This window comes from Cycloclasticus pugetii PS-1 (assembly GCF_000384415.1).
GTDB classification, from domain to species: domain Bacteria; phylum Pseudomonadota; class Gammaproteobacteria; order Methylococcales; family Cycloclasticaceae; genus Cycloclasticus; species Cycloclasticus pugetii.
In genome coordinates, this window is sequence record NZ_ARVU01000001.1 from 1,229,724 (window position 1) to 1,243,580 (window position 13,857).

The 13,857-nt window shown below is 41.9% G+C and carries 14 protein-coding genes; 2 read left to right on the top strand and 12 right to left on the bottom strand.

The genetic code is table 11. From position 1 onward, the window contains the following. Positions 1-14: 14 nt before the first annotated feature. The 6 genes from CYCPU_RS0105950 to CYCPU_RS0105975 are packed head-to-tail and all read right to left on the bottom strand — an operon-like array spanning position 15 to position 5,083. The gene (locus CYCPU_RS0105950; RefSeq protein ID WP_015005994.1) at positions 15-794 is read right to left on the bottom strand and encodes a citryl-CoA lyase; all 780 of its coding nucleotides are present in this window, start codon (positions 792-794) and stop codon (positions 15-17) included. Positions 795-841: 47 nt separating this feature from the next. Continuing rightward, positions 842-1,267 carry a MaoC family dehydratase gene (locus CYCPU_RS0105955; RefSeq protein ID WP_020162188.1) on the bottom strand — a complete coding sequence of 142 codons (426 nt, stop codon included), beginning with the start codon at positions 1,265-1,267 and terminating at the stop codon, positions 842-844. Then, positions 1,264-1,692: a MaoC family dehydratase gene (locus tag CYCPU_RS0105960; RefSeq protein ID WP_015005996.1), complete on the bottom strand. Its 429-nt coding sequence runs from the start codon at positions 1,690-1,692 to the stop codon at positions 1,264-1,266. The genes CYCPU_RS0105955 and CYCPU_RS0105960 overlap by 4 nt, the downstream gene beginning before the upstream one ends. Positions 1,693-1,703: 11 nt before the next feature. Beyond that, entirely contained in the window at positions 1,704-2,720 is a 1,017-nt protein-coding gene (locus tag CYCPU_RS0105965) for an MBL fold metallo-hydrolase (RefSeq protein WP_020162189.1), read from the bottom strand. 15 nt (positions 2,721-2,735) lie between these two features. Further along, positions 2,736-3,866 carry an acyl-CoA dehydrogenase family protein gene (locus CYCPU_RS0105970; protein WP_015005998.1) on the bottom strand — a complete coding sequence of 377 codons (1,131 nt, stop codon included), beginning with the start codon at positions 3,864-3,866 and terminating at the stop codon, positions 2,736-2,738. Positions 3,867-3,883: 17 nt separating this feature from the next. Beyond that, on the bottom strand, positions 3,884-5,083 hold the full coding sequence (locus tag CYCPU_RS0105975; protein ID WP_015005999.1) for an acyl-CoA dehydrogenase family protein: 1,200 nt from the start codon (positions 5,081-5,083) through the stop codon (positions 3,884-3,886). A 529-nt stretch (positions 5,084-5,612) separates the two neighbouring features. Here CYCPU_RS0105975 and CYCPU_RS0105980 point away from each other — a divergent pair. Then, the gene (locus CYCPU_RS0105980) at positions 5,613-7,001 is read left to right on the top strand and encodes an MmgE/PrpD family protein (protein ID WP_016390217.1); all 1,389 of its coding nucleotides are present in this window, start codon (positions 5,613-5,615) and stop codon (positions 6,999-7,001) included. Positions 7,002-7,059: 58 nt separating this feature from the next. Here CYCPU_RS0105980 and CYCPU_RS0105985 read toward each other — a convergent pair whose 3' ends face one another. The 4 genes from CYCPU_RS0105985 to CYCPU_RS0106000 all read right to left on the bottom strand — a co-directional run bounded on the left by CYCPU_RS0105985 (position 7,060) and on the right by CYCPU_RS0106000 (position 11,134). Beyond that, positions 7,060-7,674: a TetR/AcrR family transcriptional regulator gene (locus CYCPU_RS0105985; protein ID WP_015006001.1), complete on the bottom strand. Its 615-nt coding sequence runs from the start codon at positions 7,672-7,674 to the stop codon at positions 7,060-7,062. Positions 7,675-7,716: 42 nt separating this feature from the next. Beyond that, a complete protein-coding gene (locus CYCPU_RS0105990) occupies positions 7,717-9,369 on the bottom strand; it encodes an electron transfer flavoprotein-ubiquinone oxidoreductase (RefSeq protein WP_020162190.1) in 1,653 nt (550 codons plus the stop codon). A gap of 80 nt (positions 9,370-9,449) precedes the next feature. Then, complete coding sequence (locus CYCPU_RS0105995) at positions 9,450-10,388, bottom strand: electron transfer flavoprotein subunit alpha/FixB family protein (RefSeq protein WP_015006003.1); 939 nt, start codon at positions 10,386-10,388, stop codon at positions 9,450-9,452. Then, the gene (locus CYCPU_RS0106000; protein ID WP_020162191.1) at positions 10,388-11,134 is read right to left on the bottom strand and encodes an electron transfer flavoprotein subunit beta/FixA family protein; all 747 of its coding nucleotides are present in this window, start codon (positions 11,132-11,134) and stop codon (positions 10,388-10,390) included. The genes CYCPU_RS0105995 and CYCPU_RS0106000 overlap by 1 nt, the downstream gene beginning before the upstream one ends. Before the next feature lie 249 nt (positions 11,135-11,383). Here CYCPU_RS0106000 and CYCPU_RS0106005 point away from each other — a divergent pair, with 249 nt between their 5' ends. Next, positions 11,384-12,049: a nitroreductase gene (locus CYCPU_RS0106005; RefSeq protein WP_020162192.1), complete on the top strand. Its 666-nt coding sequence runs from the start codon at positions 11,384-11,386 to the stop codon at positions 12,047-12,049. A 61-nt stretch (positions 12,050-12,110) separates the two neighbouring features. Here CYCPU_RS0106005 and CYCPU_RS0106010 read toward each other — a convergent pair whose 3' ends face one another. Together CYCPU_RS0106010 and CYCPU_RS0106015 are read right to left on the bottom strand one after the other, a co-directional pair. Next, on the bottom strand, positions 12,111-13,313 hold the full coding sequence (locus tag CYCPU_RS0106010) for an NnrS family protein (protein WP_020162193.1): 1,203 nt from the start codon (positions 13,311-13,313) through the stop codon (positions 12,111-12,113). A 114-nt stretch (positions 13,314-13,427) separates the two neighbouring features. After that, positions 13,428-13,829, bottom strand: coding sequence for an MAPEG family protein (locus CYCPU_RS0106015; RefSeq protein ID WP_016390213.1), 402 nt, complete (start codon positions 13,827-13,829; stop codon positions 13,428-13,430). Positions 13,830-13,857 lie beyond the last annotated feature (28 nt).

Genomic DNA, 13,857 nt, shown 5'->3' on the forward strand with positions numbered 1-13,857 from the left:
ATTAGGTAATCAACCTAGTCATCTAATGTACGTTTGCCGGTATACGGCACTGTGTCTTCAATGTGCGAGTAAATAAATGGTGCAATGGGGTGTTCCCTTTCTTCACTTATATGGCCTAGCAGACCAGCACTGCGAGTCACTACTGCTATACCACGCATCACGTCCCATGGCACACCAATTTCTGATAACACGACCGCTATCGCACCGGTTGCATTAATGGTTAAGTGCTTGCCGTATACTTGATCAACCGTTTTAGATAGTGTAGTAACAATATCTATATAATGCCCCTCTACACCTGCTTGACGAGCTATTTCAAAGAGTCGCGGCGTTCGCGGGTCATCTGGTTTGTGAAAGGGGTGACCAAACCCGGGGATTGCTTGGCGTGTTGCTTTGAAGCCGTTCACAATGCGTAAACAACTGGCCTCTAACCCTTCTTCTGCGGTGATAATATCTTGTAAATTCTTAGCCATGCCCTCCATTGTGCCCACTAATCCACTACCAATTCCTTGTAAACCTGCCGATATAGCACCTTGAACCGATTCTGGGGCTGCCATTATTGTCAATCGAGTGGCTATCGCACTGGGCGTTAAGCCATGCTCCATTAAGGTGACCAAAACAGCATCGAAAATAGCTATTTCCCCCTTACTAGGCATGCGTTGCATCAAATGTAAAAAGAACATTTCGGTAAAACTAACATGCCCCATCAACTCATTGACCAGATCTTTGTTTCGAACCAAAATCTGTTGCTCATTTGTGGTCGATATTTTCGTTTCAGGTGTTAAGTGCTTTGCCATACATACCCCCTTTTTACCGCTAAATAGTTAATCGATTGCCTGTATCCTTATTTTGATATTTTGCTAATGACAAAGCCTTTTAAAACGGTTCTTTCACCACAGAAACATACCAGTTGGCATCGAGCATACACGCCATCTTCTCTTTTCTCTATCTGTTCAATATCACCTGATACGCACACAGTATCACCGGGGTAAACGGGGCCTAAAAATGACACATTCAATTCACCACCATAAGCCCATCCTTGCCAGTTCCAAGCTGATAAAACTCGAGAAACAAATGCAAGTGTCAATAAACCATGAGCAATCGTCCGACCAAAAAAAGTGGTTTTCGCAAACTCAGGGTCAATATGTAAAGGATTGATATCGCCTGACGCGTCAGCATAAGCATCAATCATGCTTTGATCGACAGCTTGAGTCAATTCACCTATTGAAGCACCGACACAATACCCTTCATAAGATTTTAGTTCGCTCATGCCTCTTTCCCCCAGATCCGTGTAATCATCCCGCTGGTCACTAATTCTCCTTCTTGGTTGTGCGTTTGCGTTGTCATTTCAACGTAGTTACGCCCTTTCCTTTCATACAACTTAAGAACTTTTGCCGAGGTATAGAGCGTTTCACCAATATAGGCAGGCCGATGAAATTTAAATTGTTGTTTTGCATGAATTCCGCCCGGTGGGCCTACGCGTGTACGTAGTGCTTCAATCACATATACCGCCGCCAACATGGGTGGTGCAATACGGCGCCCTTGTTGATCCTCTTCTCTTAGCTGAGGTGTTTCATCCTGTGTCGATTCAATGTATTTATCCACACGCTCCGCTGTCACCTCAAAAGATGGTACTGGGTCGAGAAAATCATCACCTTCAGACATACTGCTATACTTCACATAAGTGCTCATCATCAATTCTCTGTTTAATTTGTTTTGTATTGATAAACCAGGTCGCCACTACGTGTCACCTCACCTGTTCCAATTAAATAATTTAAATGCGCCATCGCTTCACCCGTTGCCAACGATAAATTGAATAGACTTAATCGTTTGCCATAGAGCGTATGCAATACCTCCAACCCTGACCGAGCTTGTTGGCAAAATGCTAAAATTTGATCTAATGATTTACGATGCCCTTCTTTAAGCATTGTTGCACGTTCCTTAATGCCCTTAAAAATTCGACCGTGTGATGGCAATACCACCGTATCGGCACCTAAGGTTGCCAAGGTGTCTAAACTGGATAAATAATCAGCCAGTGGATCTGCATCACTTTCATAGAAATTAACACTGACATTCGGCGAAATATTAGGCAATATTTGATCTCCGGAGACAAGAAGGTCTCGTTGCTTATTATGCAGACAAATATGCCCGGGGCTGTGGCCATTAAATTGTAATAAATGCCATTGCTCGCCATTAATCAACAGTGACTGCCCATCAACCAAACGCTGATATGAGGTAGGTGCCTCCGGAACACCGGTAACATAACCACCGACTTTATCTTGTAGCTGTTGAATGTCTTCTTGAGCTAAACCAAAACGCTCAAAATATTCCCTACGTCTAGCTTTTTGCTGCTTAGAATACTCTTGACACGCCATCTGGGTAGTCAAAAATTCAATTTGACTCATATGCACGGGCGCATTTGTTTTATGCGCTAACCATTGAGCCATGCCTACATGATCAGGGTGAAAATGAGTAATGATTATTTTCTGAATCGGTTCATTATGACAAAAATCTACCAATACCTTATTCCATAGTAAAGTTGCCTCTTCACTATAAAACCCAGAATCAATAATCGTCCAGCCTTCCCCATCCCTCAACAACCAAAGGTTGATATGATCTAACGCATAGGGAATAGGCATTTTCAGTAAGAAAATGCCTTCTTCTACCTTCATTGGAAGACCAAACTCCGGTTTGCTGGCTATCGGAAAGGTCAACATCCCCATATATTAATACGTCCTTTAAGCCTGACTAAAACGCTGTAGATGATAATCACGGTCTCCAAACACTGCATTCATCATGGTTAAACGTTTTACATAATGTGCAACATCTAATTCATCGGTTACGCCGATACCACCGTGTAGTTGAGCGGCTTGCTCACCAACAATTGATCGAGCGTCTCCCAAATAAACTTTAGCCGCAGAGACACTTTTTACACGTTCAGTCGTATCATCTTCTGACACCTTGATAGCGGCCAGATAGGACAACGAACGCAGTTGTTCTTCGGTCATAAACATATCAACACAGCGGTGCTGAAGTACTTGAAAATTACCAATGGGCTGATCAAATTGTTTACGTGTTTTAAGGTATTCTACAGTTTTATCACGCAACTCAGTCACCACACCAACCCCTTCGGCACAAACTGCAGCTGTTGCAGCATCAATCACATATTCAATGTCGGAAAATGCACCATCTAAGTCACCAACAAGGGCGCTTTCATCTACCATGACATTATCAAATGTTAATTCAGAAGCACGTAGGCCATCGACTGTTTCATAATCACGCGAGGTTAAGCCCTCTATATCTTTATCAACAATGAATAAAGAAATCCCTTCTGGCGTAAAATTATCACCACTGGTTCTAGCTGAAACGATTATTTTATCCGCCGTTTCTGCATTAAATACCACCGATTTTGCACCAGACAAACAGTATTGAGCTGCTTTTTTCTGTGCGCTAAATTCAACGTCAGTTAAGTTATAGCGTGATTGACGCTCGGCATAGGCAAATGCTAGTTTCATTTCCCCTGCAATAAGAGCAGGTAAAATGGCTTCTTTTTGTTCAGTATTTGCAGCTCGTTGAATCAATAAACCACCCAATACAATAGAGGCTAAATACGGTTCAACAACAAGACCTTTACCAATCGCCTCCATTATTACAATCAAACCTGTTTGGCCAAAACCAAAACCGCCAAACTCTTCATCAAATGGCACGCCCAATAAACCCATATCAGCAAAATTTTGCCAATTTTCTTCGCTGTAACCAATGCCTGTACGACTAAGTGATTGGCGAGTCTCAAAGTCATATTCATTTTGCAAGAACTTATGTATCCCATCTTGCAACATGATCATTTCTTCAGTAAATTCTAAATTCATTTAACTACTCCTACTGCTTAAAGGCCCAACACGGCCTTCGCCATGATGTTCTTTTGAATTTCATTTGATCCACCATAAATGGATGATTTACGCCAATCTAAATAGTGAGGCGTCAGTACTGATGCTTCTTCCGGCCCAATAGGTTCTTCTTGCCAACCTTCGGTCATAGACTCTTTTACGTAAGGCAAGGCAAAATAACCAACTGCTTCCATTAATAAAGCAGTGATTGCTTGTTGAACCTCTGTCCCTTTAACTTTTAAAAGCGAGGACTCAGCACCCGGCGCATCGCCCAATGCAAGTTTGGACAACACGCGCATATTAGTCATTTCTAAGGCCATTAATTCAATTTCAACCGCTGATATTTTCGCTTTAAACATCGCATCTTCAATCAGTGGCTTACCATTATATTTTTCTTTTGAAGCGAGCTCTTTAAGACGTTTAATTTGTCTTTTTGAACGAGGTACTTGCGCAATATATGTTCGCTCATGCATCAATAATGATTTAGCAATTGTCCAGCCTTCACCTTCTTCGCCCACTAGGTTCTCTACCGGCACTTTCACGTTTTCTAGAAATACTTGGTTAACCACATGCATGCCATCAACCGTAATAATCGGCGAGGTTGAAACACCTGGCGATTTCATATCAATTAATAAAAAGCTAATGCCTTTTTGTTTTCGATCTTCTTGGCTGGTCCTTACCAGTGTAAACATCATGTCGGCGTAATGGCCGTGTGTTGTCCATGTTTTTGAGCCATTGACAATGTAATGGTCGCCCTGTCTTTCAGCTTTTGTTTGTAATGAAGCTAAATCTGAACCTGCATTAGGTTCCGAATAACCTTGGCACCACCACACATTACTATGAAGAATATCATTTAGATATTTATCGCGTTGTTCAGGCGTACCATATTTCATCAACACCGGTGCTAACATCACTAAACCAAAAGCTACTGTCCTAAGGCAATTAGCTGCACCGCACTCTTCCTCGAAGATATATTTTTGCACCGGCGTCCAACCTGGGCCACCATATTCAGCAGGCCAACCTGGAGCAACCCAACCATCTTTAGCCGCCAGAATTTTTTGCCAGCGTACGTAGTCTTCTTTTTTAAGGGCAATACCTTTAGCTACTTTTTCTTGTATATCTTTAGGGTAATTTTCCTTAATAAATTCACGCACTTCCTGCTGGAAGGCTTTTTCTTCGGGGGTATAATTTAAATCCACGTATAACTCCTTTATTGCCTTAGTTTATTAAATTTATCTTTTAAATAAGTTTTATTGATTGGTTCTCTACACCCTAAACGGTATGGGTTGATAGTTTTATTGTTGATCTATAGCCGCTTAACTCTCGTTTTATAGTCTTCAACTAATTCGTGAAGCCATTATAGACACCCGGGCGGTTAATAGTGCGTCTGCCTAACTCTTGTTAGTGTCTTAGTATTACCTACTGTTAGTTATCATCTTGCTTTGGATCACTAGAAAACAGGCACACCTCTTCATTTACGCCCTCACGTTTCTAGTCTTCAATTGTTTTACTTTGCCTAAATTACTAAGCTTTCATAGGCAGTGGCTACCAATTAAAAAATTCGGCATCAATAAACAAAATGCCTTCAAGGCAATTTGCTCCTCACCCTTAGGGCATAAAGCACAACCATATAAAATACTAACAATCGTTAGATTTTGCAAGTAATTTAAGCTTTTTTATGTTATTTTTCACAATAAAATAACATTTACTCACATTGGATAACGCTAAATGAATAAACAAGCTTCTCAAACCATCTCAACTAAACTGTCTCAATTTGTTCATGGTTTCAATCTCAATAACGTCCCCCTTGATGTTCAGCAATATGCCTTACAACTAATTCTAGATGGAACAGGTATCGCCTATGCTTCAACTCAATATGATTTCAGCAAAAAAGGGCTCGAAGCACTACGTCTCTTTAAGGAGCCCGGTGAGCATATTGTACTCGGAACAGGTGAAAAAATGCCCTACCGAGATGCTGCGCTGGCCAATGGCTTACTCATACATGGACTAGATTTTGATGATACTCATGTCGCAGGTGTAGTGCATATGACCTCAGCAGTTTGGCCCTGTGTTTTAGCAGTTGCTGAAAAATGTAATTCAACCGGTGAAGAGATGTTAGCCGCCTATATAGCAGGCATGGAAGTCGGGGCTCGACTTGGAATGGTTGCAAAAGGAGCCTTTCACCAAGTCGGTCATCACCCCACCGGAATCGCAGGAGCATTTGCCTGCTCCCTTGTCGCTGCCATGTTAATGAAGCTGCCCGTAGAACAGATGACGATGGCGCAAGGTATTGCCTTAAGTATGGCTTCAGGTAATTTTGAATTTTTGGAAGATGGCGCATGGACCAAGCGTTATCACCCAGGCTGGGCTGCCGTATCTGGCATTATGGCAGCGACCTTTGCTAAGGCCGGATATATTGGCCCGAGTTTGCCTTATGAAGGGCGTTTTGGTTTATACAACAGTCACTTGATTGGGCTGGAACCGGGTTGTGATTATGATTTAGCAACCGCCGGCTTAAATTCTGTTTGGGAGGTTATGAATGTAGGCGTTAAGCCTTACCCTTCTTGCCATTTCACCCATGCTTGCATTGATGCTACTTTACACTTAACGAAAGAGCATCAATTAACGGTCGATCAAATTGAGAGCATTACAGCACTAGTTCCCGAGGAAGTTGTTAAAACAGTGTGCGAGCCGCTTGAGAACAAACAAGCACCAACCTGTGCATATGAAGCTCAATTTAGTGTGCCTTACTTAGTTGCTGTTGCTTTAGTCCGCCACGATTTTACTTTAGCAGATCTAGAACCTACACCCTTGGCAGACCCTGTCGTTGCAGCATTAGCAAAAAAAGTGATTTATCAGGTAGACCCAAACTCTGGTTTCCCAACCTATTACTCCGGTGAAGTACATATCACCTTAAAAGATGGGCGCGTCCTGAAACATCGCGAACATAAAAACCGAGGTTGTTTTGATAGGCCGTTAAGTGCTGACGATATTGCTAAGAAATTTTTCCTTAACTGCCAATTGGCAATCTCAAAAAACAAAGCAACTGAGATTCAACAAGCTATTTTAAATTTGGCCTCATTTTCTAGCGTGACAGAATTAACAAGTCATTTATAACGACCACTAAATTTAAAGTGAATAACGTAACAGTTGGCTGACGTTATTCACTTTAATACTATGACCCTTTAATACCATCCCAGAAAAAACCAATTTGAATTTCTGCAATTTCATCAATTGTTTTACCACCAGGTGAATACCAAGCGAGTGTTCTATTAAGTGAGCCTAGTAAAGACAGCCTTAATATTTTTAAATCGACATCGGCTTTAATGTCACCTTTTTCCTGTGCGGCAACTAGCCATTTTCGCCAAATATTTTCGTACCTATCTCGTCCTACACGCCCTTCTTCTTGGACTGCAGTTGGCATTTGCCCATAGTTACGAATACTCGTTGAGGTATAGTCTCCTTTTTCAAGCAAAGCAGTTAAATGTCCCTTTGCAGCCTCCATCAAGACCTCTTGAGTCGACGCGTCTTCTGGCAACGCATTAACACGAGCAAGCACGGTATTAATTATATTTTCAAGACCAATCTTTAAAATCTCAAGAACTAGCTGTTCTTTCGAATCAAAATGATAATAAAGACTACCCGCCTTCATATCTAATGACTTGGCTATATCTCTTAATGCTGTACCGTTATAACCTTGCTTACTAAACAAAGCTGCTGAAGCATCTAAAATTCTCTCTCTGGTTTTCTTCACTTTATTTTTTGGAGCAGCTGCTGGTATTGTCGACATGGCTAAATTTACGATTAACTAAATTGAATGATTATAACATAACTACATATTGGCATAGTTCGGCCCACCGCCCCCTTCAGGCGTCACCCAGGTGATATTTTGTGTAGGGTCTTTAATATCACATGTCTTGCAATGCACACAGTTTTGGCCATTAATCTGAAACGTTGGCTGGCCCTCAGCATCTTCAATCACTTCATAAACCCCAGCTGGGCAATAACGTTGAGCTGGCTCATCATACAGCGGCAAATTATGTTTAATTGGAACAGAAGGATCTATTAATTTTAAATGGCAAGGCTGATCTTCTTCATGATTCGTGCTAGATAAAAAAACAGATGACAATTTATCAAACGTAAGCTTTCCATCAGGTTTTGGATAGTCTGGCGCCTCGCACTGTGAAGCTTGTTTTAAAGTTTCATGATCGGGTGTGGTGTTATGCCAAGTAAAAGGCATCTTCCCTGCAAAAATATTTTGGTCTAACCAAGCAAATGAGCCACCCAGTAACGTACCAAATTTATGTAACGCTGGGCCGAAATTACGGGTTTTATACAATTCATCAAATACCCAAGATGATTTGTATTTATCGTCCATTACGGTTAATGCCTTATTTGCAATATCACCGGCTAACATCGACTCCATAATTGCTTCAGCAGCTAACATTCCGGTTTTCATGGCCGTATGATTGCCTTTAATTTTTGCACCATTTAGGAAACCAGCATCACAACCCACTAACAGCCCACCAGGGAAACTAAGCTTAGGAACTGACTGCATTCCTCCTTTGTTAACTGCACGTGCACCGTATGCGATCCGTTTTCCACCTTCAAGGAACTGAGAAATTTTAGGGTTAAGCTTCCAACGTTGCATTTCATCAAACGGGCTCAAATGTGGGTTGTCATAATTTAATGCAACGATAAACCCAAGTGCGACTTGATTATTTTCCATATGGTACAAAAAGCCGCCGCCTTCAGTGTGGTTATCAAGCGGCCAGCCAGCCGTGTGCACGACAAGCCCTTCTTCGTGTTTTTCCGGCTCAATTGTCCAAATTTCTTTAATTCCTAAGCCATAATGCTGGGGGTCAACATTTTCACGCAGGTTAAAGGTTTCCATTAACTGCTTACCAAGGTGACCGCGGCAGCCTTCAGCAAAAATCGTCTGTTTAGCCAACAATTCCATACCTGGCATGTAGCCATCTTTTTCTGAACCATCTTCAGCAACGCCCATGTCGCCGGTTAAAATACCCTTAACACTGCCATCATCATTATATAAAACCTCTGATGCCGTGAACCCAGGGAAAATTTCAACACCCATCCCTTCTGCCTGCTCAGCCAACCAACGACACACATTAGCCATGCTAACAATATAATTACCTTCATTATGCATCGGTTTAGGAATTAAAAAGTTAGGGGTTTTGATACCTTTTTCTTGGCCAGTTAAATAATAAACATCATCTCCTTTGACCTTTGTTTTTAATGGTGCGCCTTTTTCTTTCCAATCAGGAAACAGCTCATCCATCGCTGTGGGTTCAATCACCGCACCCGATAGAATATGTGCGCCAACTTCCGAGCCCTTTTCAATAACACAAACCATTAATTCTTGGTTTCTTTCTTGCGCTAACTGCATCAGTTTGCAGGCCGCTGATAAGCCAGCAGGCCCAGCACCAACGATCACTACATCAAACTCCATTGACTCACGTTCCATATTACCCCCTAACATTAATACGAAAAAAAGGTGCCAGCGCTTATCAGTAGCCCTGGCACCTTCATTATTTTATAAAGTACTTATAAGGCTTTTTCAAGCTCTTCAATCACTTCAAATAAATCACCAACCAAACCATAGTCAGCCACTTCAAAAATGGGCGCATCCGCATCTTTGTTAACAGCAACGATAGTTCCAGCATCTTTAATACCCGCTAGGTGTTGAATAGCGCCTGAGATACCGAAGGCCATGTAAAGTTCCGGTGCAATAATTTTACCCGTCTGACCAACTTGATGATCATTAGGAATAAAGCCCGCGTCAACGGCTGCTCTCGATGCACCAACACCCGCCCCTAACTTATCAGCCAAACTATAAATAACACTGAAGTTTTCTTCGCTACCAACACCACGTCCACCAGAAACAACTTTTGTAGCCGCTTGAAGATCAGGGCGATCGCCGCCGCCACTGGTGGTAAGGCCTACATAACGCGTGTGTGAAGGCAAGTTAGCCGCTACTTCGCGTGTTTCGATCACAGCAGAACCTTCTGTTGAGACCGCTGAATATGATGCCGTTCTAACCGTCCCAACCACTAATCCTTCTGGTGCTTCAACCGTTACAACCGCATTCCCAGCGTAAACTGGGCGATCAAAAACAGTTGCACTTTCAACACGCATAATATCGCTGATTTGCGGCACACCCAAGTGTGCAGCAACGCGCGGCATTAAATCTTTACCAAATGTTGTGCTTGGCGCGAACACGTGACTGTACTCTGATGCTAACACCTCAATTTGCGGAGCTAGCAATGCTGCCACAGCGTGCTCATTAACCTCGTTTTGAACCAAAATGACTGTTGCAACACCCGTTAGCTTAGCCGCTTGTTCTGCCACCGATTGTCCATCGGAAGCTAACACAGCCACATCGACAGCCTCTAAACCAAGTTCACTTGCACAAGCTACAGCACGTGCTGTAGAACCATTTAATTCACTACCATTATGTTCTGCAATAACCAGTACTTTGCTCATTAGACCAACCCTTTTTCTTTTAATACGCTAACCAGTTCATCAACAGACTCTACTTTAATACCTGCTTGGCGTTTTGCCGGTGCAGATGTTTTTAAAACCTTGACTGGTGCTGCTGCTTCAACATTTAGTTCCGCAACGGTTACTGTTTCAATCGGTTTACGCTTTGCTTTCATAATATCGGGAAGTTTGACATAGCGCGGCTCGTTTAATCGTAAATCCACACTAATAACAGCTGGCAAATCAACTGACAACGTTTCAAGCCCAGCATCAATTTCACGAGTCACTTGTGCTGTGTCACCCTCAATTTTTACTTCTGATGCGAATGTTGCTTGTGGCCAATGTGATAACGCACCCAGCATTTGAGCTGTTTGATTATTATCGTCATCAATCGCTTGTTTACCTAACAACACAATCTTAGGCTGCTCTTTATCAGCCAGTGCTTTTAAAATACGCGCCCCTGTTAACGGTTGAATTTCATCATCTGTTTCAACATGAATTGCACGGTCTGCACCCATCGCTAGCGCAGTTCTTAATTGCTCCTGACAAACTTTAGGGCCTATCGTTACAGCGATCACTTCTTCTGCTGTTCCTGATTCTTTGAGACGTAACGCCTCTTCAACAGCAATTTCATCAAACGGATTCATGCTCATTTTAACGCCATCAGTGGCAACGCCTGAACCATCGGCCTTAACCTGTATCCGAACGTTGTAATCAACAACTCGTTTAACACCCACTAAAACTTTCATTTACTTTACCTTCATTTTCGTTACTTTAAAGGACATTCTAACAATCATTAGGTTTCTTTTAAAGATAATATTGAGTTGACCTACGATAAAATCTAATAGATATTTGAATTTAAATTGTACAACAAATTGAAAGCTTTAATCTTTCTAAAAACTGAGTAAAGACACATCGAGTTTTAACCCCGTTTTATTTTATTAGACGCTCACAAAGCTGATAATATATATTTTTTAAAATGAATCGGTCTTAATTCCATGGATATAAAAGAAGCAATTAAAGGACGAATCTCGGTACGTGCCTTTCAAGATAAACCCGTAGCGAAAGAAGTAATTTATGATGTACTAGATACTGCGCGTTGGGCTCCATCTGGTACCAACACACAACCTTGGAAAGTCGTTGTTGCCCAAGGTAAAACAAAACAAACTATTTCAGATGCCTTATTAAACGCCGCCAAAAATGGCGTTAAAGCAAACCCCGATTATCAATACTACCCAAAAGAATGGGTCGAGCCGTTCAAAGGCAGACGCTTCCAATGTGGAATGGATCTCTACCAAGCCTTAGATATTGGCCGTGAAGACAAGGAAAAACGAACCGAGGCAGCCTTGGCTAATTATCGATTTTTTGATGCGCCCGTCAGCATATTTTTCTTTATCGATAAAATAATGGCCCAAGGCTCATGGTTTGACATGGGGATGTTTGTACAAAGTGTTATGTTAGCCCTCCGCGGCCATGGTCTAGGAAGTTGCCCGCAGGCCTCAACCAGTGATTACCCTGATATTGTACGTGAGCGTTTAAATGTCTCTGATCAATACTCCTTCATCTGTAGCTTATCTGTCGGTTACCCCGATAATGATAAACCTGTAAATCAATATCGAACACAACGTGAAGACGTGGACAGCTTCACAACATGGGCAGATTAACACCTCGCTTAATCGTGTTATCCATTGTTTTTATAAAGAACCATGCTGCTAAGGGACACGCTTAACCTTCAGCAGCATCGGCTCTTACTTTTGTTAAAAAAGGCACATTAACAACAAGGAAAATGGCAAAACCTATTATCCAAAGCAGTTGCGACATAAAAACCGACTCGAGATAAAAACGCTGAAAAAACAATGGTACGACAACTCGGCTAATAACCCCCATTACTAATAACCATTGCGCCACCGTAATCCACGTAGAAGGTTGCTTAACCCCTCTTCCTGTGTGACCCAAGGTAACACGTGACATCATAGAAAGCGTCAACAAGCCAAACCCGCCTAAAGTAAAAGCATGAATTGAAAGCGAACGTGTTACTACATCCACATAGGGCACTAAAGCAAACAATAAAAAGCCCAAGGTTATAACCATAAAAGCACTATAAATTCCCCATAAAAGCGGTTTACGCCATATGCCCTTTGCATACCAATTATATAAACGGGCGGAAGAAACAATAAATAACAATAACGCCAAATAACTACTTGTCATCACATCCAGAATAAATACTTCATTTATCCCAAATAGCAAAAACAGCACAATGCTTGCGCTATCCAAAAACAAGGAGTTTTTCAACTGAACCGTTTCATCGAGACCTTTTTCAATAAAAAAAGGCATCACACGTCTCAGCATTATCATCACTAGCGCTAACAACAAAAATAAAGCGCCATAAATACCCCAATAGGTACCGGCATCAATGACCCCAAACACGCCAAGATAAAACAACGTATTGAACAACGCCATTAAAAAAACCACTAACACAATGCCTGCTTGCCGCCACTGTTTCACCTTAAAAACAGGCACTAACACGGCCAACAATAAACAGAAGTTAAAACCTAAATCTAACATGGCCGCAGGAATGAAAAAATTCGCCCCAAGCAACATACAAGCTCGAGCACCCAGCCACATTAAGCACAGCATTAATAAAGCCGTGTACTGAATAGTTTGCTGGCCAGTCCAATTCTTAATAGCCGTTAATAAAAAACCAGCCACCACCGCCATCGTATAGCCGTACAACATTTCATGCGCATGCCAATACGAGCTAGGCAAACCAGCCATAGGAATTTGTAACCCAGCACCATATATCGCCATCCAGGCCGACATACTGACTATTGAAAACACACCGGCTGCAAGGAAAAATGGGCGAAAGCCTAAAACAAATATATTGAATTTTATTTCTGCTTGCGAAGGATTTTCGTTTAACGTACTCATACAGTTAGCATCATATAAAGATGCTAACCCTATAACAAATGCCTTTGCCGCTTATATGACCTGCATCATAGTCAAGCACTTTAAAAACTCACAACGATGGGTATCTCACAGTAACTAAAGAATAGCTGCGTTAACCGCCATATAAAACAAACCCGCGCAGCAAAAAAAACCAAGTGTAAAAGCCGTGAAACGTAACATAGCCATATTCGCTAAATAAGCAAAAAAATAAACACACCGAATAACCACAAAAGCAACCGAGAGCATACCAACAGTTTCAATATTCGCACCAGCAAGAAACACAGCCAATATCGCTACAGAGAAAAGTATTAATGCCTCCCAGCAGTTGGCTTGAAGGTATTGTGATCGAGCGCCAGCGCCGACTAATTGCAGAGCTTGCGCACGAGGGTTAACAAGATCATACGTACCCTTTTGTGATACGCGATAATAACCACCAATAGTCGATGCCACATACGGCATAAAAGCGATGCAGCTTAAGCAAATGATAATAGTTAGCATGTGCTGTTCTCCCCTTAGTTATTTATTA